Source organism: Nocardia sp. NPDC058666 (assembly GCF_042714895.1).
In the GTDB taxonomy this organism is placed as follows: Bacteria; Actinomycetota; Actinomycetes; order Mycobacteriales; family Mycobacteriaceae; genus Nocardia.
In genome coordinates this window covers 278595-300263 of sequence record NZ_JBHXRY010000005.1, presented here as the reverse complement: position 1 = coordinate 300263, position 21669 = coordinate 278595, and the positions used below count along the sequence as shown (strand labels likewise).

General features: G+C 67.5%; 21 protein-coding genes. 11 read left to right on the top strand and 10 right to left on the bottom strand.

Annotated elements, in window-relative coordinates; all coding sequences use genetic code 11:
- Positions 1-9: 9 nt before the first annotated feature.
- The 3 genes from ACFWVD_RS15260 to ACFWVD_RS15250 form a co-directional block, all read right to left on the bottom strand.
- Positions 10-1149, bottom strand: coding sequence for an alkaline phosphatase family protein (locus ACFWVD_RS15260; protein WP_379243042.1), 1140 nt, complete (start codon positions 1147-1149; stop codon positions 10-12).
- Complete coding sequence (locus tag ACFWVD_RS15255; RefSeq protein WP_379243040.1) at positions 1146-1466, bottom strand: nuclear transport factor 2 family protein; 321 nt, start codon at positions 1464-1466, stop codon at positions 1146-1148. Before ACFWVD_RS15255 ends, ACFWVD_RS15260 begins: the two co-directional genes overlap by 4 nt.
- 94 nt (positions 1467-1560) lie before the next feature.
- Positions 1561-2184, bottom strand: coding sequence for a TetR/AcrR family transcriptional regulator (locus ACFWVD_RS15250; RefSeq protein WP_379243038.1), 624 nt, complete (start codon positions 2182-2184; stop codon positions 1561-1563).
- 122 nt (positions 2185-2306) lie between these two features.
- Between ACFWVD_RS15250 and ACFWVD_RS15245 the strand changes: the two genes are divergently transcribed.
- On the top strand, positions 2307-3356 hold the full coding sequence (locus tag ACFWVD_RS15245) for an SDR family oxidoreductase (protein ID WP_379243036.1): 1050 nt from the start codon (positions 2307-2309) through the stop codon (positions 3354-3356).
- Positions 3357-3361: 5 nt separating this feature from the next.
- Here the strand turns inward: ACFWVD_RS15245 and ACFWVD_RS15240 are convergent, their stop codons facing one another.
- From ACFWVD_RS15240 to ACFWVD_RS15220, 5 genes are all read right to left on the bottom strand, one after another.
- Positions 3362-4888 carry a polyamine aminopropyltransferase gene (locus ACFWVD_RS15240; protein WP_379243034.1) on the bottom strand — a complete coding sequence of 509 codons (1527 nt, stop codon included), beginning with the start codon at positions 4886-4888 and terminating at the stop codon, positions 3362-3364.
- Positions 4888-5313, bottom strand: coding sequence for a DUF350 domain-containing protein (locus ACFWVD_RS15235; protein ID WP_379243032.1), 426 nt, complete (start codon positions 5311-5313; stop codon positions 4888-4890). The genes ACFWVD_RS15240 and ACFWVD_RS15235 overlap by 1 nt, the downstream gene beginning before the upstream one ends.
- Positions 5314-5354: 41 nt before the next feature.
- Complete coding sequence (locus tag ACFWVD_RS15230; RefSeq protein WP_379243030.1) at positions 5355-5792, bottom strand: DUF4247 domain-containing protein; 438 nt, start codon at positions 5790-5792, stop codon at positions 5355-5357.
- A 119-nt stretch (positions 5793-5911) separates the two neighbouring features.
- Positions 5912-6493 carry a class I SAM-dependent methyltransferase gene (locus ACFWVD_RS15225; protein WP_379243028.1) on the bottom strand — a complete coding sequence of 194 codons (582 nt, stop codon included), beginning with the start codon at positions 6491-6493 and terminating at the stop codon, positions 5912-5914.
- Between the two features lie 67 nt (positions 6494-6560).
- Positions 6561-7169 (bottom strand): HAD family hydrolase, encoded by a 609-nt coding sequence (locus ACFWVD_RS15220; protein ID WP_379243026.1) that lies wholly within the window; start codon positions 7167-7169, stop codon positions 6561-6563.
- A gap of 476 nt (positions 7170-7645) precedes the next feature.
- Between ACFWVD_RS15220 and ACFWVD_RS15215 the strand changes: the two genes are divergently transcribed.
- Positions 7646-8230, top strand: a complete 585-nt coding sequence (locus tag ACFWVD_RS15215; RefSeq protein WP_379243024.1) for a DUF3558 domain-containing protein — start codon at positions 7646-7648, stop codon at positions 8228-8230.
- Between the two features lie 324 nt (positions 8231-8554).
- On the opposite strand, the gene ACFWVD_RS15210 is transcribed toward ACFWVD_RS15215, so the two are convergent.
- Positions 8555-9709: an LLM class flavin-dependent oxidoreductase gene (locus ACFWVD_RS15210; RefSeq protein ID WP_379243022.1), complete on the bottom strand. Its 1155-nt coding sequence runs from the start codon at positions 9707-9709 to the stop codon at positions 8555-8557.
- Between the two features lie 181 nt (positions 9710-9890).
- Here ACFWVD_RS15210 and ACFWVD_RS15205 point away from each other — a divergent pair, with 181 nt between their 5' ends.
- The 9 genes from ACFWVD_RS15205 to ACFWVD_RS15165 all read left to right on the top strand — a co-directional run bounded on the left by ACFWVD_RS15205 (position 9891) and on the right by ACFWVD_RS15165 (position 21254).
- Positions 9891-11390: a flavin-containing monooxygenase gene (locus tag ACFWVD_RS15205; protein ID WP_379243020.1), complete on the top strand. Its 1500-nt coding sequence runs from the start codon at positions 9891-9893 to the stop codon at positions 11388-11390.
- A 147-nt stretch (positions 11391-11537) separates the two neighbouring features.
- Positions 11538-12809 carry a hypothetical protein gene (locus ACFWVD_RS15200; RefSeq protein WP_379243018.1) on the top strand — a complete coding sequence of 424 codons (1272 nt, stop codon included), beginning with the start codon at positions 11538-11540 and terminating at the stop codon, positions 12807-12809.
- On the top strand, positions 12806-13768 hold the full coding sequence (locus ACFWVD_RS15195; protein WP_379243016.1) for a transporter substrate-binding domain-containing protein: 963 nt from the start codon (positions 12806-12808) through the stop codon (positions 13766-13768). The genes ACFWVD_RS15200 and ACFWVD_RS15195 overlap by 4 nt, the downstream gene beginning before the upstream one ends.
- Entirely contained in the window at positions 13765-14934 is a 1170-nt protein-coding gene (locus tag ACFWVD_RS15190) for a hypothetical protein (RefSeq protein WP_379243014.1), read from the top strand. The genes ACFWVD_RS15195 and ACFWVD_RS15190 overlap by 4 nt, the downstream gene beginning before the upstream one ends.
- Before the next feature lie 182 nt (positions 14935-15116).
- Positions 15117-17417 (top strand): tetratricopeptide repeat protein, encoded by a 2301-nt coding sequence (locus tag ACFWVD_RS15185; protein ID WP_379243012.1) that lies wholly within the window; start codon positions 15117-15119, stop codon positions 17415-17417.
- Positions 17414-18418, top strand: a complete 1005-nt coding sequence (locus ACFWVD_RS15180; RefSeq protein WP_379243011.1) for a PP2C family protein-serine/threonine phosphatase — start codon at positions 17414-17416, stop codon at positions 18416-18418. The genes ACFWVD_RS15185 and ACFWVD_RS15180 overlap by 4 nt, the downstream gene beginning before the upstream one ends.
- Positions 18415-19701 carry a VWA domain-containing protein gene (locus ACFWVD_RS15175; RefSeq protein WP_379243009.1) on the top strand — a complete coding sequence of 429 codons (1287 nt, stop codon included), beginning with the start codon at positions 18415-18417 and terminating at the stop codon, positions 19699-19701. Before ACFWVD_RS15180 ends, ACFWVD_RS15175 begins: the two co-directional genes overlap by 4 nt.
- 1 nt (position 19702) lies before the next feature.
- Positions 19703-20389, top strand: a complete 687-nt coding sequence (locus ACFWVD_RS15170) for an FHA domain-containing protein (protein ID WP_379243007.1) — start codon at positions 19703-19705, stop codon at positions 20387-20389.
- A gap of 10 nt (positions 20390-20399) precedes the next feature.
- Positions 20400-21254 (top strand): SDR family oxidoreductase, encoded by an 855-nt coding sequence (locus ACFWVD_RS15165; protein ID WP_379243005.1) that lies wholly within the window; start codon positions 20400-20402, stop codon positions 21252-21254.
- A 22-nt stretch (positions 21255-21276) separates the two neighbouring features.
- On the opposite strand, the gene ACFWVD_RS15160 is transcribed toward ACFWVD_RS15165, so the two are convergent.
- Complete coding sequence (locus ACFWVD_RS15160) at positions 21277-21669, bottom strand: DUF6188 family protein (RefSeq protein WP_379243003.1); 393 nt, start codon at positions 21667-21669, stop codon at positions 21277-21279.

Here is a 21669-nt window from a genome sequence, read left to right as displayed (position 1 = left end):
TGGTGTTGCTCAGGTGCGGTGGATCCGCAGCGGAACGTGCAGCTCGGCGGGGGTGAGGGAGCCGTGATGGCCGGTCATCAGCGATTGCATCGGTTCGGCGCCCGAGCGCACGACCCCGCCGTCGCCCGCCGCGATCACCACGAGATCGCCGATGCGGGCGGCGGCGTCAGGGGTGACGTGCGGCCCGAACCAGCCTGCGGTGACGGCTTCTTCGCGGGTGCGGACCAGGAACTGGTCGCCGAGCACGCCGCGCCAGGTGTCGGCGACCGAGGCGGGTTCCTCGGTGTAGACGTGGCGGGCGCGGGGTTCGCCGCCCAGTGCGGTCACGTTCTCGGACAGGTGTGGGTGGGTGTCGAAGTCGACGCGGTCGACGAGTTCGACCATGCCGTGATCGGCGGTCACGATCAGCGCCGACCGGGCGGGCAGGCGTGCGGCGATCTCGGCGGCGATCCGGTCGACATTGGCCAGCTCGAACTGCCAAGCCCGGCCGTTGGGTCCACGGACGTGACCGGTGGTGTCGAGCTCCGAATGATAGGTGTACACAAGGGTTTTGGGCGCTTCGTTGAGAGCCTGCAGAACGCCGTCGATGAGATCGCCCACTGAATAGGCGGCCCGGAATCCTCCGCCACGCCACCCGGCCTGCGTCAATCCCGAACCGTCCTGATAGGTCGGCGCGACCTGCACCGCACCGATACCCGCATCGGTGGCACGCTGAAAGATGGTGCGGTGCGGCTGAATTCGGTCGGGCGGGAACGCGGTGAGCGCGTCGACCTTCGGGCCCTCGCCGATGAGCCGCCACCGCAGGGAGTTGAACAGCCGGTCTTCGTCGGGCACTCGCATGGAGTATCCGACGATGCCGTGCTCACCCGGCGGAACGCCCGTGCCGAGAGTGGTCAAACTTGTTGCCGTGGTGCTGGGAAAACCCGCATCCAGAACCCTGTCGGGCAGGCCCGTCAGGAACGGTGCCGCAGCCGATTCCGCTGCCAGACCCTGCGCGCCGAGCCCGTCCACGAGCAACACGCACACCCGGTCCACATCGAGATTCAATCCCAGCCGGTCCTCGCCGGGACCGCCCAGGCACGCCAGCACCGAGGGAAGCAGGTCGGCCAGCGACGCTGTGCCGTAACGCGGGGTCAGAAGTTCGCTCACGCCTGCCCTGTTTCGAATCGGCTGATCAGCCCGTCGCGCAGCACGAACTTCCAGGTGGTGCGCATCGAACCCCAGCGGCTGTTGGTGTAGTCGGCGGTGAGCTCGAGCCCGTCCTCGGAATCGACGGTGTCCACCACGAGATGCCCGTTGGCAGTGAAGATCTCGGCCTCGGTCCAGTGCGCGACATTGCGTTCCACCCCGTCGTCGGACATGGTGGCGTCCTCGGTGAGCAGACCGTAGAACTGGTCGGTGTCCTGCGCGTTGAGCGCTTCGACGAACGCCTCGACCACGGGGTCGAGTTTCGCGGTGCCAGACAATCGGGCCTCCTGCTCGAAACGGCTACGCAACGACAAGGTCTGAACTCACTGTAGGTCAGCGCGCAGTCCGGATCGTCGGAATATCGGCGGCGCGTCAGGCGGGGTGTGGATCGGGGGTGATCAGCGCGGTGAACGCGCGCATGATCGCGTCCACGAGCTCGGGCGCGTGGGTGCCCATCTGTTCGCTGCGCTTCTCGAGATGGCCGTCCAACCACAGCGACGCCAGCCCGTGTGCCAACCCCCACCAGGCCACGGCCAGGGTTTCGGCGCGGTCCGCGGGCAGGTCGCCCGCCGCGACACATTCGGCGACCGTATCGGCCAGCACGTCGAAGGCGGCGTCCCCGGCCGCGTGCGCGTCAGGATGCTTCTCCGGCTGCGACAGCTCGGGCCGGAACATCAGTCGGAATCGCGCCGGGTGATCGCGGGAGAACCGCACGTAGGCGTGGCCCAGGTCGGTCAGCGCGTCCATCGGGGTCGCGGCGCCCGCCCTGGTCGCGACCAGGGCGGCGGCCAGTTGCTGGAATCCGTCGACCGACAGCGCCGACAGCAGGGCCGCGCGGTCGGCGAAATGGTGATAGGGCGCGCCGCTGCTGACCCCGGCCTCCCTGGCCACGCGCCGCAAGCTCACCGCCGCCAGCCCTTCGCTCTCGATCAGGCGCAGGCAGGCGTCCATCAGCGTGGCGCGCAGATCGCCATGGTGGTAACTGGTGCGCTTCACCCACCGAGCGTATGCGAGAACCGCGTCCGAATCAGCACTGGACAGCAGATCTATGCGGTGCTTAGATTAAATGAGCACCGCTCAGATGGGCGGGCTCCACCGCCAGGAATTGGGTGAACACCATGACCACTCGGGTACTCGTCACCGGCGCAACAGGTTTCGTCGCCGGCCACTGCATCGCCGAACTGCTCGACCACGGATACGCCGTGCGCGCCACCGTCCGAGACATCGACGCCCACACCAAACGCGCCCACCTCACCGAACTCGCCCGCCGCACCGGGGGAGACCTCGAATTCGTCGCCGCCACCCTCGACAGCGACGCGGGCTGGGCCGAAGCGGTGGCCGGGTGCGACACCGTCCTGCACGTCGCGTCACCGTTTCCCTCCACACCTCCCGACAACGACAACGACCTGATCGAACCCGCGGTCCAGGGCACGCTGCGAGTCCTGCGCGCCGCCGCGAACGCCGGTGTGCGCCGCGTCGTGCTCACCTCCTCGGTAGCCGCAGTCGCGTACGGTCACGATGTTGACGAGGTGCGCACCGAGGACGACTGGTCGGTGGTCGACCGCATCCCCGCCTATCAGAAGAGCAAAACCCTCGCCGAGCGCGCCGCCTGGGATTTCATCGAATCCTCGCCCACCGCAACCGAACTCGTGGTGCTGAACCCCGGCATGATCCTGGGCCCGCTGCTGGAAGCCCGAACCAGCACCTCCCACGAACCGATCCGCCGCCTACTCGCCCGCGACGTCCCCGGCTCGGTGAAAACAGGCTGGACCCCCGTCGACGTCCGCGACCTAGCCGTCGCCCACCGCCTCGCGATGGAAGTCCCTGCGGCAGCAGGCAATCGATACATCTGCGCCACCGACCCCCTCTGGATGGGCGACCTGGCTCGCCTACTCGCCCGCGACTACGCAACCCAGGGTTTCCGAGTCCCCACCCGCGTGCTCCCCAACGCGATGATCCGCCTCGCCGCCCTCTTCGACAAGGGCATCCGCCTCACCGTCCCGGTCCTGGGCCGCACCGAACACGTCAGCGCCGACAAGGCCCACCGCGAACTGGGCTGGACCATGCGCCCCATCGAAGACACCATCCGCGACACCGCCGACAGCCTGATCGCCTTCGGCATCGTCACCGCACCGGGCGGTTCCGCGAAATCACCGGCTGCGGTGTGAACCGGTCAACGCCATTCTTGGCGTTGCAAATCCAGGATCACCGGGTGCATCAACGTCGAGACCGCAGGTTCGGTGGGGCGGCGGTCCGGCGGGAACACGGTGGCCGCGGCGAGTGTCGGTTCGTCGAGGGACCGCAGGGTATGCGGACTGCGCAGGGCGGGAATCGGTTTCGTGGGGGCGGCGAGGATGAAGCCCCAGTCGCCGAAGCTGGGGACGTCCACGTGGAACGGGGTGGTGTGCAAGCCGGCCGAGCGCAGGGTGGCGTCGATCGTCCAGAAGGAACGTGGGGCGAAGAACGGGGAGCCCGATTGCACGACCATGCGGGCGCCGGGGGCCAGCACGTTGGCGGTCATCGCGTAGAACTCCTGCGAGTACAGCTTGGCCACCGAGGTCTGGTCGGGGTCGGGCAGGTCCACGATCACCGCGTCGAAAAGCCCTGGGGCACTGCGTAACCAGGTGAAAGCGTCGGCGTTGACCACGGTGACGCGGGGGTCGTCGAAGGAGTTGCCGTTGAGGTCGGCGAGGCGGTCGTCGGAGCGCGCGAGGTCGATGATCGCCGGGTCGAGTTCCACCAGCGTCACCTGCCCGACATCGGGGTAGCGCAGGATCTCGCGCAAGGCCAACCCGTCGCCACCGCCCAGCACCAACACCGAACGCCGCGATCCGGCCAGCACCGGGTGCACCAGCGCTTCGTGGTAGCGGTACTCGTCCACCGACGAAAACTGCAGGCCCCCATTGAGATACAGCCGCGTGTCGGTGGTCCCGAACGGGGAGAACGACTCGGTGAGCACGATCTGCTGGTAGGGCGTACGCGTCTGCCACACGATCGGATGCGCGAACAGGGCCTGCTGTGCGGTGGCCTCGAACCGGTCGGCGTAGAGGTAACTGCCGGTGAGTCCGCACGCGACCGCGAGCGTGGCGGCGATCAGCGTGTGCCGGGCACCGCGGGTCATCTTGTCGCGAAAGAAGAAGAACGCCAACGCAAGTCCCGCGACCGCGTTCACCACCCCCACCACCAGGCTGCCCCGGATCTGCCCGAACACCGGCAGCAGCAGAAACGGAAACGCCAACCCACCCAGCAGCGCACCCACATAGTCCGCGGCGAACAGATCCGCCACGGCACTGCTGGCCTCCTGCTTGCGAATGTCCTGCAGCAACTCCATCAGCAGCGGAATCTCCGCGCCGACAAGCATCCCGATCACCGCCGCCGCCAGCACCAACGTGCCCGTATAGATATTGAGCCACGCGAAACTGGCATACAGCACCGCCACCGACAACCCACCGACCACGGCCAACGCCAACTCCACCGCCACGAACGCAGCAGCGGCATGCGGCCGCAACGGTTTCGCCAACAGCGCCCCGACACCCATCGAACACACCATCACGCTCAACGTGATCGACGCCTGCGCCGCGGTGTCACCGATCAGATAGCTGCCCAGCGTGACCAGCGACAGCTCATACACCAAACCGCAAGCCGCACAGATGAATACGGTCAGCAGCAGCGCCGCCCTGGCCAGGCGGTGCCGTGGCATCAGGTCAGGCCCGCGGCCACCACCAGCGCGACCGCGACATGCGCCGACGCCGTGACCCACACCGCCGGATGCGTCTCCTGATCCGCGACAACGGCTTTGAAATCACCCGGAGTCAGCGCGTCGAGCAGCACGAACGCCACCGCCATCGCGACCAGCCCGATGATGCCGTAGACCGCGGAAGCCAGCAACGCCTGCGCGAGCTTGCCGTCGGAGGTCCAGATGGCCGCGGCCACGATGATCCCGACCCCGAACAGGTTCGAGGCCAACAGGATCGCGGCATTGCGATTGCGTTCGATCCAGATCTGGGCGCGCAAATCGCCCGGGGTGAGCAGGTCGACGACGCCGAAACCGACGGCCATCAACACGATTCCCACCGCGGAATAGGCGAGCGCGGCGCCCGCGTCCGCCGCCAGGTCGGCGAGCATGAGTGTCCTCCTGTGCTGTGTGGGCGAGATGCCCGAATGAACTACTTGCCGCCGCTGTCGCTACCGCCACCGCGGTAGTCGCCCGCCGCGGTGCCGCTGGTCCAGCCGTAAGTACTGGTGTGCGCGTGATGGCGGCGAGTGCCGTTGGCGAAACTGTCGACCAGCACCAGCGTGCCCGCCGCGTGCGGGGCCACCGACACCAGATCGTCGTCGAAACGCAGATAGTGGTTGTCACCGGTGCTGCGCTTGTCCCGCGGATCGGTGGCTTTGGCGATCGTGGCAGCCACCGCGGCGGGCGCACCGGTAGCCAGGAACGCCAGCCCGTTGTTGGCCTGGTCGTGTTGCTGTGCGCGCCGGTACTTCTCGGCCACGAACTCCCGAGGGTCCTTGTCCCGAGTGACCACGACAACGGCAACCACTGCCACGATGACGGCAACCACGGTCACCAGCCCCGCAATGATCCATCTGGTGCGAGTCATCGCAACAACCCCCCGATCCCGGTGCGCCACACAACTGTTCGCAATACGTTGATGACAACCCTCCCCGTCGAAAACCTGCCGGACTCTATCATCGAGAAGGGCGGTTGCGCGAAATTCCTTCAGTGAGGTCGCTGCCAGCGCAACGTGTATCGCCACATCAAACGACGCCGGATCTCCGCACCGGGCAGGTGAACCGCTGCCGCCGAACGGATCTCGGCCATGGTTTCCCGTGGTTCGCGCAAGGCGACGTCGGGCCCGCCGAGCGAGCGGTGCCGCCACCGATCCATGCCCCAGATCGCGGGCAGCAGCGGCAGATAGTGGAAGTCGGTGCGCGGGTGCATCTTCCACAGGCCCACCACGGCCAGGGTTCCGCCGGGGGCGACCAGGTGGCGCAGTGCGGTGATGCCTTCCCGGATCGGGACGTGGTGCAGGGTGGCGACGGCGGTGACCACGTCGAAGGTCTGGTCGAGGTCACGGAAGTCGGCGCGCTCGAGGTGGACGTTCGGTGCGTCGGGCGCATCGGCGATGACCTGGTCGTCGATGTCGACCCCCAGAACCGCATCGCATCGGGTGGCTAACTTGCGCGCGAGCAAGCCGTCACCGCAGCCGATATCCAATGCGGTGCGGGCACTGTCGGGTACCTGATCGAGTACCCACGGGTGGTAGTGCGTGTTGTGGTTCCAGTAGGGGTCGGTCGGCATGACCGGTCAACGCGCCGGCTTCCGGATCAGTTCCGGAACCAGGCTGTCTCACAAGCTGTTTCGCGAACTAGCGGTCCGCGTGCTCGGCCAACCAGCCCGCGAACTGAGTGAGATCGTCGAGCACTACATCGGCCCCCGCCGCCCACAACCCCTCCGCGTCATAGGGCCCCGTCGTCACCCCGACAGCCACCACGCCCGCCGCCTTGGCACCCCGCATGTCACCCGCATGATCGCCGACGAAAACCTGCGCCGACTCCTCCCGCAACACCTCGGCCTTCCCCGCCGCCCACAGATCCCCGGCAACCCGATCGACCTGCCACCCGAGATGCTCGACATGCAGTCGCGCATGAGGCTCGAACTTCCCGGTAACAACCAACGTCCGCCCACCACCCGCCCGCACCGCAGCCAACGCATCATCGGCCCCCGGCAACGCACCGATCCGGTCGATGACACCCGGATACAACTCCCGATACCGCGCAACCAGATACGGAATCAAATCATCGGGCGCCCCCGCCTCCCCGAGCAACGTGGCCAACGGCGGCCCGAGATGCTCCGCGAAACGCGCCCCCTCCATCGGCAGATCGAATTCCCGAGCCAACGCATCGATCGCCAACGCCACACCCGGACGCGAGTCGATCAGCGTCATATCCAGATCGAACCCGACAGTAAAAGTCACGTCGGCGAGCCTAACGCCGACCGCCCCGCAGACCTGCTACGCCGCGCTTACCGTCCCTGAACTGCACTGATTCACGTGGAACCCCCGCTGCACTCGCTGCCGAAAACGGTTGGGGGAGTGCGGTTACGCGAGGCACGCTGTGCGTCATAGCATTTCGGGCCAACTGGTCGGTAACCCAGCAAATCTGCAGGTCGCATCATGGTCGAGAGTTGACGAAAGGCGTTGTGCTGCCCTGTAGCACGCGCCCTGGCGCGGAACGCAAACATGCAGGCGCTGCAACCACGATCGGCCGCAGGCGGAATGCTTGCGCCAGGTTCGCATCAACGTGTCTGGCCTCCCCGACGAGGATTCGGCCTGCCGAGAACAGTCGTGGTCTGCCCGGTTGTCCACCCCACTCGGGGTTGATAGCCTTCGCCCGACATCAACTTGGCGGACCGGCTGCGGCAGCACACGGTCGAGCGGATCGGCGGGGGACGATGGCGGGGGTACTGAGTAAGCGGTGGCGTGGATTCGTCGTCGTTGTGGGGGCTGCGCTCATCATCAGCGGCTGCGGGCCGGATTCTCCGCCCGAACAGCCCACCAATACGTCTCCGACCTTCGCGGCTGGCGTGCCGACCGGCTTCGACCCGTGCACTCAGATCCCTGCCGAGGTGTTCGAGTCGGAGAACCTGCGCCCGGACCGCAACCCTGTGTCCAACCTCGACGCGCCGAACGGGGTGAAGTGGCGTGGATGTGGGTGGGGAAACAAGAAGGGGCGCGGGTACGGGACCAAGGTCAGAACAACGAACCTCACGCTCGAGATGATCCGGGCCCGGAACTTCACCGATGCCGAAGAGTTCGTAGTTGGTGGACGGCAGGCGATCGTGTCGCGGCAGCAGGACGCCAACACCAGTGTCCCCGACGGCGTCTGCACCACGAACGTCGAGATGCAGGGCGGCAGTCTGGACATTTTTATCCACAACCCGCCTGCAACGTCTCCGGATACCGGGCATATTCCGGCCTGCACGATTGCCCGATCGCTAGCGCAGAAGATCGCACCGAGCATCCCCGCAGGGGCTTGAACAACAACTGAAATCGATCCGGGGAGGGAACCCTGATGACCGGCTCTACACCGCTGGCCACGCTGATCACCGAAGCCAAGAGTGGCAATCTGACGCCGATCGAACTACGTCTGTCAGCCAACCGTATGCCCTCTCCCTGTGGCCAATGAGCATTCGGACATGCCCCACAATCTCGTCAGAGACTACGACGGATGCCTCGTTGACCAGAACTGCGAGTTGGCACGGGTCCGCTGGCTGCCGACGGTTAGCGACATTCGGCGGCGAGTTCACCATCGGACCGTGCTCCCTCACTCGCCGCCGAATCGTGCGTCGCAGCCTGAGAATTCAGCTGCTGGCTGCCACCGTGAACGGCGCAACCGTAGGCGTCGAAGCGGGCCGCGAAGGATGTGTCCACACCCCCTTGCGTTCCAGAATCGGCAGCACACCCTCCCCGAACCAATACGCCTCCTCGAGATGCGGATACCCGGACAGGACGAAGTGGTCGATCCCGATGGCCGCGTATTCGAGCAGGCGGTCGGCGACCTCGGCGTGTGAACCGACCAGTGCCGTGCCCGCGCCACCACGGACCAGACCGACACCTGCCCACAGGTTGGGGGCGATTTCGAGTCCGTCGGTGCGGCCGTTGTGGAGTTGGGCCATGCGGCGTTGGCCTTCGGAGTCGCTGCGGGCCAGGTTGGCTTGGACGCGTTCGATTTCGCCGGGGGCGATGCCGGCGAGGAGGCGGTCGGCTTCGGCCCAGGCTTCAGCGGCGGTGTCGCGGGTGATCACGTGGATGCGCAGGCCGAAGTCGACGGTGCGGCCCTCGATCGCGGCCAGGCTTCGGATCCAGTCGAGCTTTTTGGCGACGGCGTCGACGGGTTCGCCCCAGGTGAGGTAGGTGTCGGAATAGCGGGCGGCGATCGGGCCCGCGGGGGCTGACGAACCGCCGAAGAAGACCGGCGGGATCGGGTCGGGGCGGGCGCTGAGGATGGCGTCTTTCACGCGCAGGTGTTCGCCGGTGAAGCTGAACGGTTCGGTGGATTCCCAGAGGCTGCGAACGATGTGCAGGAACTCACCCGTACGCGCATAGCGCTGCGTCTTGTCGAGGAAGTCGCCATAAGCCTCCTGTTCGCGCTGCTCACCACCGGTGACCACATTGAGCAGCAGGCGGCCGCCCGAATGACGCTGGAACGTGGCGGCCATCTGCGCGGCCAGCGTGGGGCTGGTCAGGCCGGGCCGCAGCGCGACCAGGAACTTCAACGTCTCGCTGGTCTGCACGAGCATCGCCGTGGTCAACCACGCGTCCTCGCACCACGCACCGGTGGGCGTGAGCACCCCGTCGAAACCGTTGTCCTCGGCGGCGGCGGTGAGTTGGTTGAGGTAGCGCAGCGTGGCCGGACGATCACCGGACATGAAGCTCCCGTGCCCGCCCGCCATCAGCCCGCGTGAGTCGCCGTAGGTGGGAAGGAACCAGTGGAACGACAGTCCGTGCGAAGTCATGCCACGATGCTGACCTGCCCAACCGTGAACGTCACGGATTCCGCTCACCGTGCGCGCAACCCCCGACACGCCATGACTCAGCCGGACCGAACTAGACGTAACCATGCGAAACACGTAACCTCGAAGACAGGCTCGGGCGACGGTGCTCGGGTCGACGGACCCTACGAAACGAGTTTCCTCAATGACGCGGCATGTCGACGTACTGATCATCGGCGCTGGCCTGTCCGGAATCGGCACGGCCTGTCACCTTCTCCGCGAGCAGACCGGACGCACTTACGCGATCCTGGAGCGCCGCGAGAACATCGGTGGCACCTGGGACCTGTTCAAGTACCCCGGCATCCGCTCCGACTCGGACATGCTCACCTTCGGCTTCGGCTTCCGTCCGTGGATCGGCACCAAGGTCCTGGCCGACGGCGCCAGCATCCGCCAGTACGTCGAGGACACCGCCAAGGAATACGGCGTCACCGACCACATCACCTTCGGCCGCAAGGTCGTGTCCGCGGACTTCGATCGCGCGAACGCCCTGTGGACCGTCACTGCCGTGTCCGAGGCCACCGGTGAGACCGAGGTCTGGACCGCCAACTTCCTGGTCGGCGCCAGCGGCTACTACAACTACGACAAGGGCTACCAGCCCGAATTCCCCGGTCAGGACGACTTCAAGGGCCAGATCGTGCACCCGCAGCACTGGCCGGAGGACCTGGACTACACCGGCAAGAAGGTCGTGGTCATCGGTTCCGGTGCCACCGCGATCACGCTGATCCCGTCGATGGCCGACACCGCCGCGCACGTCACCATGCTGCAGCGTTCGCCCACCTGGATCCAGGCGCTGCCGTCCGACGACCCGGTCGCGATCGGTTTCAAGAAGTCGCGCGTGCCCGACCAGATCGCGTACAAGATCGGCCGCGCCCGCAATATCGCCCTGCAGCGCGCCAGCTACCAGCTCTCGCGCTCCAACCCCGAGCTGGCCAAGAAGCTGTTCCTGGCCCAGATCCGGTTGCAGCTGGGCAAGAAGGTGGACCTGCGCCACTTCACCCCCAGCTACAACCCGTGGGATCAGCGCCTGTGCGTGGTGCCCAACGGTGATCTGTTCAAGGTGCTCAAGAGCGGCAAGGCCGACATCGTCACCGACAAGATCGCGAAGTTCACCGAGAAGGGCATTCTGACCGAGTCGGGTCAGGAACTCGAGGCCGACATCATCGTCACCGCCACCGGCCTGAACGTGCAGATGGTGGGCGGGGTCGCGGTCAGCGTCGACGGCAAGCAGATGAAGTTCAACGAGACGGTCGCCTACAAGAGCGTGCTGTACTCCGACATCCCGAACTTCCTGATGATCATCGGCTACACCAACGCGTCCTGGACGCTGAAGGCCGACCTCGCCGCCGCGTACCTGTGCCGGGTGCTCAACATCATGCGCGACCGCGGCTACACCACCTTCGAGGTGCACGCCAACCCCGAGGACATCGCCGAGGATTCGCTGATGGGCGGCGCCCTGTCGTCGGGTTATGTGCAGCGTGGCAACAGCGAAATGCCGCGTCAGGGCACGCGCGGCGCGTGGAAGATGGTCAACAACTACTACCGCGACCGCACGCTGATGCACAAGGCACCCATCGAAGATGGTGTGCTGCGGTTCAGCAAGACGGGCACCGCCGTCAAGCCCGGCGAGAAGTCCGTCAGCGCATAGTCGTTCGAATCAGGCCCGTCACACCCCCGGTGTGGCGGGCCTTTTCGCTGCCTGTGATCAGCCGATTTCCTTACCCCAGGCGAACTTTCAGCATCTGCCGTACCATCGCGATCGAAGACACCGCCCGGGGAGATGAAGGAGGACGGTGTGGGATATCGCGTACCGGCGACGTTCCGTGACGCGGGGACGTGGTTGCGGAGATTCGCCGCGACAACACCAGGCGCGATCGGGGTAGTGCTCGTGGTGACCACGGTGGCCTGCGTCGTCGCCGGATCGACTGTGGGACAACAACTCGACGCGAAGATCGCGCGCACCGACCACGTGCTGGAACGGACCGAGCCGCTGGCCTTCGCCGCGCAGAGCCTGTATGTGTCGTTGTCGGCGGCGGATGCGGGCGCGGCGACCGCGTTCCTGTCCGGCGGCATCGAATCACCGCAGGTACGAGACACTTACGAGCAGGCACTCGCCGAAGCCGCTGCCGCACTCGCCGAAGCGACCGTGGGTGCCACCGACGCGCAAACGCGGACGATCGTGGCCCGTATCGCCGCGGACCTGCCGACTTACACCGGCCTGGTCGAGACCGCGCGCGCGAACAACCGTCAAGGTTTCCCGGTCGGGTCGGCGTATCTGAGTCAAGCCTCGAACCTGATGCAGACCCAATTGCTGCCCAACGCAGAACAATTGAGCAAAGCCCGCTTCACTGCCGTGCGCGAAGAACAGCAGCGCGTCGGCGCACTGCCGTGGACGAGCATCGTGCTCATCCTGCTGGTCCTGATCGCGTGTTCGGTGGGATCGGTGGTACTGCTACGGCGGACGAACCGCCTGGTGAACACCGGAATGGCGTTCGCGGGAGCCGCCGCCCTGTTGGCCCTGCTGTGGACCGTCGGCGGCACCCTGACCGCCGCGCAACTGCTCGACACCGGCAGTTCCGGTGCCGGGGCCCGAGTGGAAAACCTGGCAGGCGCGCGCATCCTGGCCCAGCAGGCCCGCACCGACGAAACCCTGGCTCTGATCACCCGTGGCGACATCACCACCAAGGAACAGGCCTACCAAACCCACCTCGGCCTGTTGCGCGAACGTCTCGTGGCGGCAGGCGTGGGCGACTCCGAAGCCGAACGCGCACTGACCAATTGGAACGCCGGCCACAACGCCCAACGCACCGCCTACGACAAGGCCGACTATCCCGGCGCGGTCGCCCAGTCGATCGGAACCGACCCCGAGAGCAGCGCCACCAGCTTCGCCCGCCTCGATCAGGAACTGCGCGACGCCCTCGCCCAAGCGCGCGACGACCTGCGGGACGGCGTCGCCGCCGCCGGGAACTCGCTGCTGCTGAGCCCGTACGGCACGCTTGCCCTGCTGTTCGCTGCGGTCGCGGCGATCATCAGCGGGCTCTGGCCACGAGTGCAGGAGTTCTTGTGAGACGTCTACTGTTGATCGCACTCATGCCGCTGGTACTCGTCGCGGGATGCGCGGACGCGCCCGAACCGTCGACGATCCCGGCCACCGCCATTTCCCCGCCACTGCCCGGATCGGCGCCGGTCACCCAAGTCCCAGTTGTGCAGGGCCCCACCGATTGTGACGCCGAAGCGACCGTGGCACCCGGTGTTCAGCCCCGGCCCGGCGCCATGCCCCCGGGCTCCTCGATGGCCGCGATCGTGGCCAACGGGCGGGTGCGCATCGGCGTCGATCAACACAACTACATGTTCGGTTTCCGCAATCCGACCACCGGTCGCCTCGAAGGTTTCGACATCGACCTCGCGCGCGAGATCGCCCGCGACCTGTTCGGCGACCCCGACCGTATCGAGCTGGTCCCGATCACCGCCGCCGACCGGATTTCGTGGCTGAAGGACAAGAAGGTCGACATCGTCGTGCACGCGTTCTCCATCACCTGCGGGCGGCGCAACGACATCGACTTCTCCAGCACGTACTTCCGCACCGGACAACGAATCGCGGTGCCGCGCAACAGCGGAATGCGCGCGGCCGAGGACCTGGCGGGCAAGCGCGTGTGCGTGGCGCACGGTGCGACGTCGGCCGCGCGGCTACTCGCCTTGGTGCCGCCGCCGTCGGTGCTCGGCGTGAACACCTGGACCGATTGCCTGGTCGCGCTACAGCAGGGAACCGTAGACGCGATCAGCAGCGACGAGTCGATCGTGGCGGGCTTGGTCGCGCAAGACCGCAACCTCGAGGTGGTCGGCCCGCCGCTGGGCTCGGAGGCCTACGGGGTGGGCGTGCCCAAAGGCCGCGAGGATCTGGTGCGTTTCGTCAACGGCGTGCTGGACCGCACCCGCACCGACGGCACCTGGCAGCGACTGTATGCCCAACACCTGGCCCCGCTCGGCCCGTCACCCGGCCCGCCCGCGGCCCGTTACGTCCGATGACCTGGCCACTGCTCGGCCTTCCCGAGATCGACCGCGAATTAGCCGCGCGCACAGCGGAATTGGCGAAGGTGACCACGACCCTTCTCGAACTCGACCGTCACCCCGGCCTGGCGCTGGTCCGCCGCTACCCGCCGACAGGGGAGACCGCGCGGCGCTGGGCGCCGGTGGAGAAGGCGCTGGGCGAACTCTGGGAGGACCTGGGGCGGGTGCGCGCCATTGTCGGCGAAGCCGAGGCGGTGCGCGCCGGGCGCAAAGTCGACGATCGCGTCCGTGGGCAGCTCACGGAGTTGCTGCGCGGTCGACCGCACGAAGTGTCGCGGATCCCGATTCCGTTGGCGCAGCGTGGACTTACCGGCCCTGGCGAGACCATCGTGACGGTGGGCATCGCCGATTGCCTGGACCGGATGCGTGCGGCGTTCGCCTTCGTCGCCGCGTTCGCCGACGAGGTCGAGGCTGTTGACCGGCAGGTGCTGGGCGCGCTCGCTCCGCTGCAACAGCGCGTCGAACAGGCCCCCGGTGCCTTGGACGCGGCATCGGATCCTTTGACGACGCTGCTGCGACGCGCGGGCACCGACCCACTGGGCTTCGGACCGGGCGAGATCGCCACGTCACTGGCCGCCCTGACGGCGCTGATCGACACCGAATCCGCCCGCCACAGCGCACATCTCGCCGTCGCGGCCGACCTGCCCGCCGCCGTGGCGCAGCTGCGGACCGACCTCGCCGTGCTTCAAGAACTGCAACACCACGCCGACGACGCCGCCACCCAGGCCCAGCGCAAAGTCACCACCGGGCAGCTCCCCGACGGCGGCGAACCGGCCGACAGGCTGCGCGACGAACTCGACAACCTCGACCACACACCGGACCGCCCGACCGTGGAACACCTCCTGGCACTGCGCGTGCGCACTGAGCAAGCCGTCGAAAAGGCAACGCAGCGCAGGGAATTGGCGCGCGGCCTGCTCGATCGCCGCGCCGAACTGCGCGGCCGACTCACCTCCTACCGCGCCAAGGCGTCCCGGCTCGGCGTGAGCGAGGACCGTGACGTGCTCGCCGCCGACCGGATCGCCACCGGCCTGCTCGCCCGGCTGCCGTGTGATCTTGCCGCGGTCACCAGAGCCGTCGCGGACTATCGTTCGATTATCGGGGAGAAAGCGGGGCGGACAGCATGACATGTAGTGAAGCGGGGTGCGGCGGCACGATCGAGGACGGTTACTGCGCTGTGTGCGGTACCGCGCCCGTCGCGACCGCAACGCCGGCGGCACAGGTCAGGTCGGTCGGCGCACGGTCGGGGCGCACGACCGCGCAACCACGTAGTGGGAACCGCGCGGTGACGCCGGTCAACTCTCTGCCTGTGTCGGGAGACAACGGTAGTCAACCGTCGGATCCGGGCGCCTGCGGCGAACCCGACTGTGCCGGAACCATTCTCGACGGCTACTGCGACACTTGCGGCATCGCCCCGGCCACGCTGACCGGTCCGCTGCACAGTTCTTCCGCCTCCACGGTCAGCGCGACCGGTCCGCAGCACAGCCCGTCCGCGTCCACAGTCAGCGCCAGCGGCCGCGCATCGGGTCGTTCGGTCCGAAGTCGTTCGGGCTCAGCACGTTCCGCGGCCCGCGGCAGACTCGGCGCAGGCCTGGTCGAGGTCCCGCCGGTCCCACGCGTCGACCCCGCCACGGCGGTGCTGGACGACCCCCAGGTCCCCGAATCCGACCGGTTCTGTGGCAAATGCGAGAAGCCGGTAGGCCGCGGACAAGCCGGTGCCCCCGGCCGCACCTCCGGGTTCTGCCCGCACTGCGGCACCCGCTACTCTTTCGTACCCCGCCTAAGGGCAGGCGATCTCGTCGGCGGCCAGTACCAAGTCGCGGGCGCGCTAGCCCACGGCGGCCTGGGCTGGATCTACCTGGCGACCGACAGCGCTGTCAACAAACGCTGGGTGGTCCTCAAAGGCCTCATCGACACCGGCGACGCCGACGCACTGGCCGCCGCCCAAGCCGAACGCCGCTTCCTGGCCGAGGTCGACCACCCCAACATCGTCAAGATCCACAACTTCACCGAACACATCGACGCCGACGGTGAAGCGGCCGGCTACATCGTCATGGCCTACGTCGGTGGCACCTCACTGAAGCAGATCCTGCGCGCCTACCGCACCGAACACCAGCGCTACCTACCGCCCGCGCAGGCAATCGCGTATGTGCTGGAAATGCTTCCCGCCCTTGGTTATCTGCACGCGCGCGGCTGGGCGTACTGCGATTTCAAGCCCGACAACGTGATGCAGACCGAGGAACGCCTCGAGCTCATCGACCTGGGCGCCGTCATCGCGATGGACGACCGCACCAGCCCCATCTACGGCACCCTGGGCTACCAGGCCCCCGAGATCGCCGAAACCGGGCCCACCGTGGCCACCGAGATCTACACCGCGGGCCGCACACTGGCCGTGCTGATGATGCGCGTGCCCTCGGTGAACGGCCGCCTCGGCCCGCTCCCCGGCCCCGACACCGAACCGCTACTGGCCGAACACGATTCGCTGCACCGATTCCTACAACGGGCCACCGACCCCGACCCACTGGCCCGCTTCGCCTCGATGAGCGAGATGGCCGACCAGCTCACCGGTGTGCTGCGCGAGGTGCTCGCCACCGGCGACGGCCGGCCACGCCCCGGCATGTCGACCCAGTTCGGCCCCGCCCGCGCGGTATTCGGAATCGACAGTGCCACACCCGAACCCGCCGCGATCATTGCGGGACTGCCCGCCCCCCTGGTCGACCCCGGCGACAGCGGCGCGGCCCTGCTGGCCACCACCGACGCCGCCACCCCCGCCGAACTCGAACAGGCCCTGACCGCAGGACTACGCGCGGTGGTCACCGCGGCGGGGGAGTCGATCGAGATCCCGCTGCGCCTGGTCCGCGCCGAACTCGAAGCAGGCGACGCGGCAGCCGCGCTGACCCGCCTGGCCGCCCTGGACGCCGACCTCGAATTCGACTGGCGCCCTGTCTGGTACCGCGCCCAAGCCGCCCTGTTGACCGGCGACTTCGCTACCGCGGCACTGGATTTCGAATCCGTCTACGCGGCACTGCCCGGCGAACCAGCCCCCAAACTCGCCATGGCCGCCGCTCTCGAACTCGAAACCGCGCGCACCGACAACCCTGACGCCGCGGCCCTGGCCCTGTACGAACTGGTCTGGCGCACCGACCACACCTACCTGTCCGCCGCCTTCGGTGCCGCCCGCCTGCGCCACACCACCGGTGACCGCACCGGCGCGGTCGCAGTACTGGACCAGGTCGACCGCACCTCCTCGATGTTCACGCAGGCGCGCGTCTCGGCCGTGGAAACCCTACTGACGCACCGAGACCCGGCCGATCTCGACGAACAACTGCTGCGCACCACCGGCGAACGCGTCCAGCAACTACGCCTGGACTCGCGCAAACGCACCGCGCAGGTGCGCATGTATGTGCTGGAGGCGGCCTTGAACTGGATCCGGTCGGGACACGCACCGACCACACCAGGCAAGCTATTGGACGTGGAATTCACCGAGCAGGGCGTGCGGACGGGGATGGAACAATGCTTGCGGACACTGGCGCGCGAAGCGCAGGACATGTGGACCCGGTTCGACCTGGTGGACCAGGCGAACTCGGTGCGCCCCAGGACCACGCTGTGAGCGCGCCGGGTTGCGCGGACTGCGCGGGATCTGCGCAGGCGGGCTTCCGCTTCTGCGAAGGCTGCGGTCGCGAGCTCGGGGTGCGCAAAGTCGCACTGCCCGTGCATGATCCGGTCGCGGTGCCGCAGTGTTCCACCTGCGGGGAACGTCGATACGAGGGTGGCGTCTGCGTCAAATGCGGTAGCCCCAAGCCCGTCCCGGACCGGTTCGAGGAAGACCTGGGCTCGGTGTATGTGCTCACCGATCGCGGAATCAGCCACTCCCGCAACGAAGACGCGGTCGCCGCGGCCGTGCGCGAAGGCGACGGCATCCGGGTGATCGTGGTCAGCGACGGCGTGTCCACCTCCCAGGACCCCCAGGCCGCCTCCGGCAACGCCGCCCGCGCCGGTGTCGACGCCGCCCTGGCCGCGTTGGCGCAGGGCCGCTGCGACTCCGACGCGGTGATGGCAGGCCTGGCCGCCGCCACCGCCGCGGTGCGCGGCATGTCACGCACCCCCGAATACGCCCCGTCGTGCACCTACGTGTCCGCGATCGTGCGGACCACCCCGGTGGGCACCGACATCACCGTCGCCAATGTCGGTGACAGCCGGGCCTTTTGGCTCGCCGCCGCCGATCCCACCGCCTCACGCCGACTCAGCGTCGACGACTCGTGGGCCCAAGCCCTGGTCGACGCCGGCGCCCTCGACGAAACCGCGGCCATGAACGACCCGCGCGCCCACACCCTGATGCGCTGGCTCGGTGCCGACGGCGGCGAAGCACCGTGGTCCGAACGCTGCCTGCAGCGCATGACCGCCACCGAAGCCGGCACCCTGCTGCTGTGCAGCGACGGCATGTGGAACTACCTGCCCGAGGCGATCGCCCTGGCCGGTTTCACCGTCGAAACTTCCCCGCAGGCCGCCGCGCGTGCCCTGGCCGATTTCGCTCTCAACAGCGGAGGCAGCGACAACATCACCGTCGCGCTGGCTCCGGTGCTAGCCCTGCCTCACCCTGGAGAGTCATGAGTTCTGCTGAAACCGCCGGTATTTCGATCGCTGTCGACCAGAACGAGTTCCTCGCCGAAGGCGCGTCGGTGGTCGACGCGGTGCTGACCGTGACCACCGGCCCCGAACTGGCCGCCGCCGCGACCCCGCCGCCGCGCCTGGAGATCCTGATCATCGACTGCTCCGGCTCGATGGGCAACAAACGCAAATTCGAGAACGCGCGCACCGCCACCCGCACCGCCCTGGACGAAATCCCCGACGGCACCGCCTTCGCCATCATCGAGGGCACCGAATCCGCGCGCCTGGTCTACCCCACCGGCAGCACCTCCGCGCCCGCCGATTCCGCGCACCGCGCCGCGGCCAAACGCGCACTGGATAAGCTGCGCCCCGACGGCGGCACCGCGATGGGTTCGTGGCTGGCGCTGGCCCGCACCGTGGCCGCCGCGCACCCCGGCGCGCAGGCGCACGCGATCCTGCTCACCGACGGCAAGAACGAACACGAGACCCCGCAGGCCCTGGCCACCGAACTCGACCGCGCCGAAGGACTTTTCGTGTGCGACTGCCGCGGGGTCGGCGACGACTGGGTGGCACAGGAGCTGCGCACGATCGCGTCGAAACTGTCCGGCGACGCCGATATCGTCGCCGATCCGAAAGACCTGGCCGCGGACTTCGCGGCGATGATGCGCTCGTCGGCGGCGCGGGTGATCCCGGAACTGACCCTGAAGGTGTGGACGCCGGCCGGGGCGCGGGTGCGCATGGTCAAACAGGTCGCGCCGGTGTTGGAAGACCTGACCGGGCGACGGACCGACGTCGGCGCGCAGCTGGGGGAGTACCCGCTGTCGTCGTGGGCGGCCGAGGAACGCGAATACCACCTGCAGATCGAACTGGAACCCGCCGCGCCCGGACGCGAGAAACTGGCCGCGCGATTGAGCGTGGTCGCCGGTGACGACGTGCTCGGCCAGGGTCTGGTGCGCGCGATCTGGACCACCGATTCGACTCTGTCGACCCGGATCAACACCCGCGTGGCCCACTACACCGGCCAGGTCGAACTGGCGCAGGCCGTGCAGGAAGGTCTGGAAGCCCGACGCAACGGCGACGTCACCACCGCCACCGCCAAACTGCGGCGCGCGGTCGAACTGGCCACCGCTTCGGGCCACGAGCAGACCGCGAAACTGCTGCGCAACGTCGTGGAAGTCGAGCCCGACGGCACGGTGAAACTGCGCGGCCAGGTCGCCCCCGCCGACGACCTCGCACTGGACATCCACTCGACCAAAACCGTTCGAGTGCGGCCAGAGGGCGACTGACATGGCGATGTGCGCGGACGGACACCAGTCGCAGTCCACCGACTACTGCGATGTGTGCGGGTCGGCGCTGGGCGCGATTCCCGACCCGGTGCAGCTGCGACTGTGCCCGAACTGTGCGACGCCGAGCAGCGGACGGTTCTGTGAAGGGTGTGGGTACGACTGGGAGCTTCCGCCGCCCGCCCCACGACCAGCCGACCCTTCACAACCTGGGCTCGATCCCCCAGTGCAAGCGCCCGGTGAGGTCCAGGACGGCGAACGCGCGCCGGTGTGGGTCGCCCGAGTCTTCGCCGACCGCGAGTTCTACACGCGCGTGCAAGCCCGCAAAGGCCCCGATGTCGAACGCGTCGCCTTCCCCGATTTCTACCCCGAACGCCGAATCATCTTGCGGGGCAACCGGTTCCTGATCGGAAAACGGTCGGTCTCGCAGGGAATCACGCCCGAGATCGACCTCGGCATCGCCCCCGCGGATATCGGAGTGTCGCGCGCACATGCGATGATCCAGGTCGATCAGGGCGGTGCGCTCACCATCACCGACCTCGGTTCCACGAACGGAACCAGCCTCGACGGCGCCGAAACCCCGATCGACCCGCAACACGCGGTCGCCTTGCGCGAAGGCAGTCGAATCCACGTCGGCGGCTGGACCACCATCGCGATCGCCACCGTAGACGCATCTGTTCACCAAACGTAGGGTCGGGGCCATGACGAAGTTCGACGGGAAGACCTGCCTGATCACCGGCGCCGCCAGCGGCCTGGGCCGTGCCACCGCTTTCGCGGCCGCCGCCAAAGGGGCGTCGCTCGTTCTGACCGACATCACCGCGGACGCACTGGCCACCACCGCCGAGGAACTGCGCGCCGCGGGCGCCACCGTGCACCTGGCCCACGCCGCCGACGTCAGCGACCACTCCGCGGTCGTCGGCCTGGCCGCGCACACCTTCGACGCCGTGAGCCACGTCGACATCGTCATGAACGTGGCAGGCATCGCCACCTGGGGCACCGTGGACAAACTCACCCACCAGCAGTGGCGCCGCACCATCGACATCAACCTGATGGGCCCCATCCACATCATCGAGGAATTCATCACCCCGATGATCACCGCAGGCCGCGGCGGCCACCTGGTCAACGTCTCCTCCGCCGCAGGCATCTTCGGCCTGCCCTGGCACGCCCCCTACAGCGCCACCAAATTCGGCCTACGCGGCATCTCCGAAGTCCTGCGCTTCGACCTACGCCGCCACAAGATCGGCGTCAGCCTGGTAGTCCCCGGCGCCATGGCCACCCCCATGGCCGACACCATCGACATCGCCGGCGTAGACCGCGACAACGCCGCCCTCGACAAGGCAATCGGCCTGTTCATGCGCCACGCAGTCACCCCCGACCAAGCCGCCACCTCGGTCATCAAAGGCGTAGAACGCAACCGCTTCTGGGTCTACACCTCCCGAGACATCCACCTAGCCCACTGGGGCCAACGCTACGTCCCCTACGGCTACACCCTCGCCATGCGCGGCCTCAACTCCGCCATGACCAACTACGCCGTCAAGAACGAACTGGTCCGCTAGACCAGCCCACTCGAATTGGTGTTCAACCACCGTCGCGCGCGGACCAGAGGGCAAGCTCCCCGCCGGGCAAGCAGATAACGCGATATCCGCTCAGCCCGACTATGCCCCACGCTTCATAACGTTCGTCGACGGGAACCTCGAGCACAGCACCAGAACTCAATTCGATTGACAAGCCATCGATTTCGCTGACATCGGCCCGCGTAACCGTCGAACCGACAGTGGCCTGCAACTCCTTGCTGATGCCACCGTAGTTGTTGGACGGCGCGCTCATGACCTTCCCGTCGCCGGTAGAGAAAGCGATCTCTCCCTCTATCTGCAGTTCGAACTCAATCGGCGAACCGATTCGGATCGTCGCCGTAAAACCCAACTCGACCTCTGAGATGGGTTGGCCAACAATTTCCAATTGCAGTTCCAT

Coding starts and splice junctions, on each gene's coding strand:
- ACFWVD_RS15235 (WP_379243032.1), bottom strand. CDS start 5,313: ATGCTCGCCGACCTGGCGGCGGACGCGGGCGCCGCGCTCGCCTATTCC.
- ACFWVD_RS15240 (WP_379243034.1), bottom strand. CDS start 4,888: ATGCCACGGCACCGCCTGGCCAGGGCGGCGCTGCTGCTGACCGTATTC.
- ACFWVD_RS15215 (WP_379243024.1), top strand. CDS start 7,646: ATGGCGGGGGTACTGAGTAAGCGGTGGCGTGGATTCGTCGTCGTTGTG.
- ACFWVD_RS15205 (WP_379243020.1), top strand. CDS start 9,891: ATGACGCGGCATGTCGACGTACTGATCATCGGCGCTGGCCTGTCCGGA.
- ACFWVD_RS15160 (WP_379243003.1), bottom strand. CDS start 21,669: ATGGAACTGCAATTGGAAATTGTTGGCCAACCCATCTCAGAGGTCGAG.
- ACFWVD_RS15175 (WP_379243009.1), top strand. CDS start 18,415: ATGAGTTCTGCTGAAACCGCCGGTATTTCGATCGCTGTCGACCAGAAC.
- ACFWVD_RS15225 (WP_379243028.1), bottom strand. CDS start 6,493: ATGCCGACCGACCCCTACTGGAACCACAACACGCACTACCACCCGTGG.
- ACFWVD_RS15165 (WP_379243005.1), top strand. CDS start 20,400: ATGACGAAGTTCGACGGGAAGACCTGCCTGATCACCGGCGCCGCCAGC.
- ACFWVD_RS15230 (WP_379243030.1), bottom strand. CDS start 5,792: ATGACTCGCACCAGATGGATCATTGCGGGGCTGGTGACCGTGGTTGCC.
- ACFWVD_RS15190 (WP_379243014.1), top strand. CDS start 13,765: ATGACCTGGCCACTGCTCGGCCTTCCCGAGATCGACCGCGAATTAGCC.
- ACFWVD_RS15170 (WP_379243007.1), top strand. CDS start 19,703: ATGGCGATGTGCGCGGACGGACACCAGTCGCAGTCCACCGACTACTGC.
- ACFWVD_RS15245 (WP_379243036.1), top strand. CDS start 2,307: ATGACCACTCGGGTACTCGTCACCGGCGCAACAGGTTTCGTCGCCGGC.
- ACFWVD_RS15210 (WP_379243022.1), bottom strand. CDS start 9,709: ATGACTTCGCACGGACTGTCGTTCCACTGGTTCCTTCCCACCTACGGC.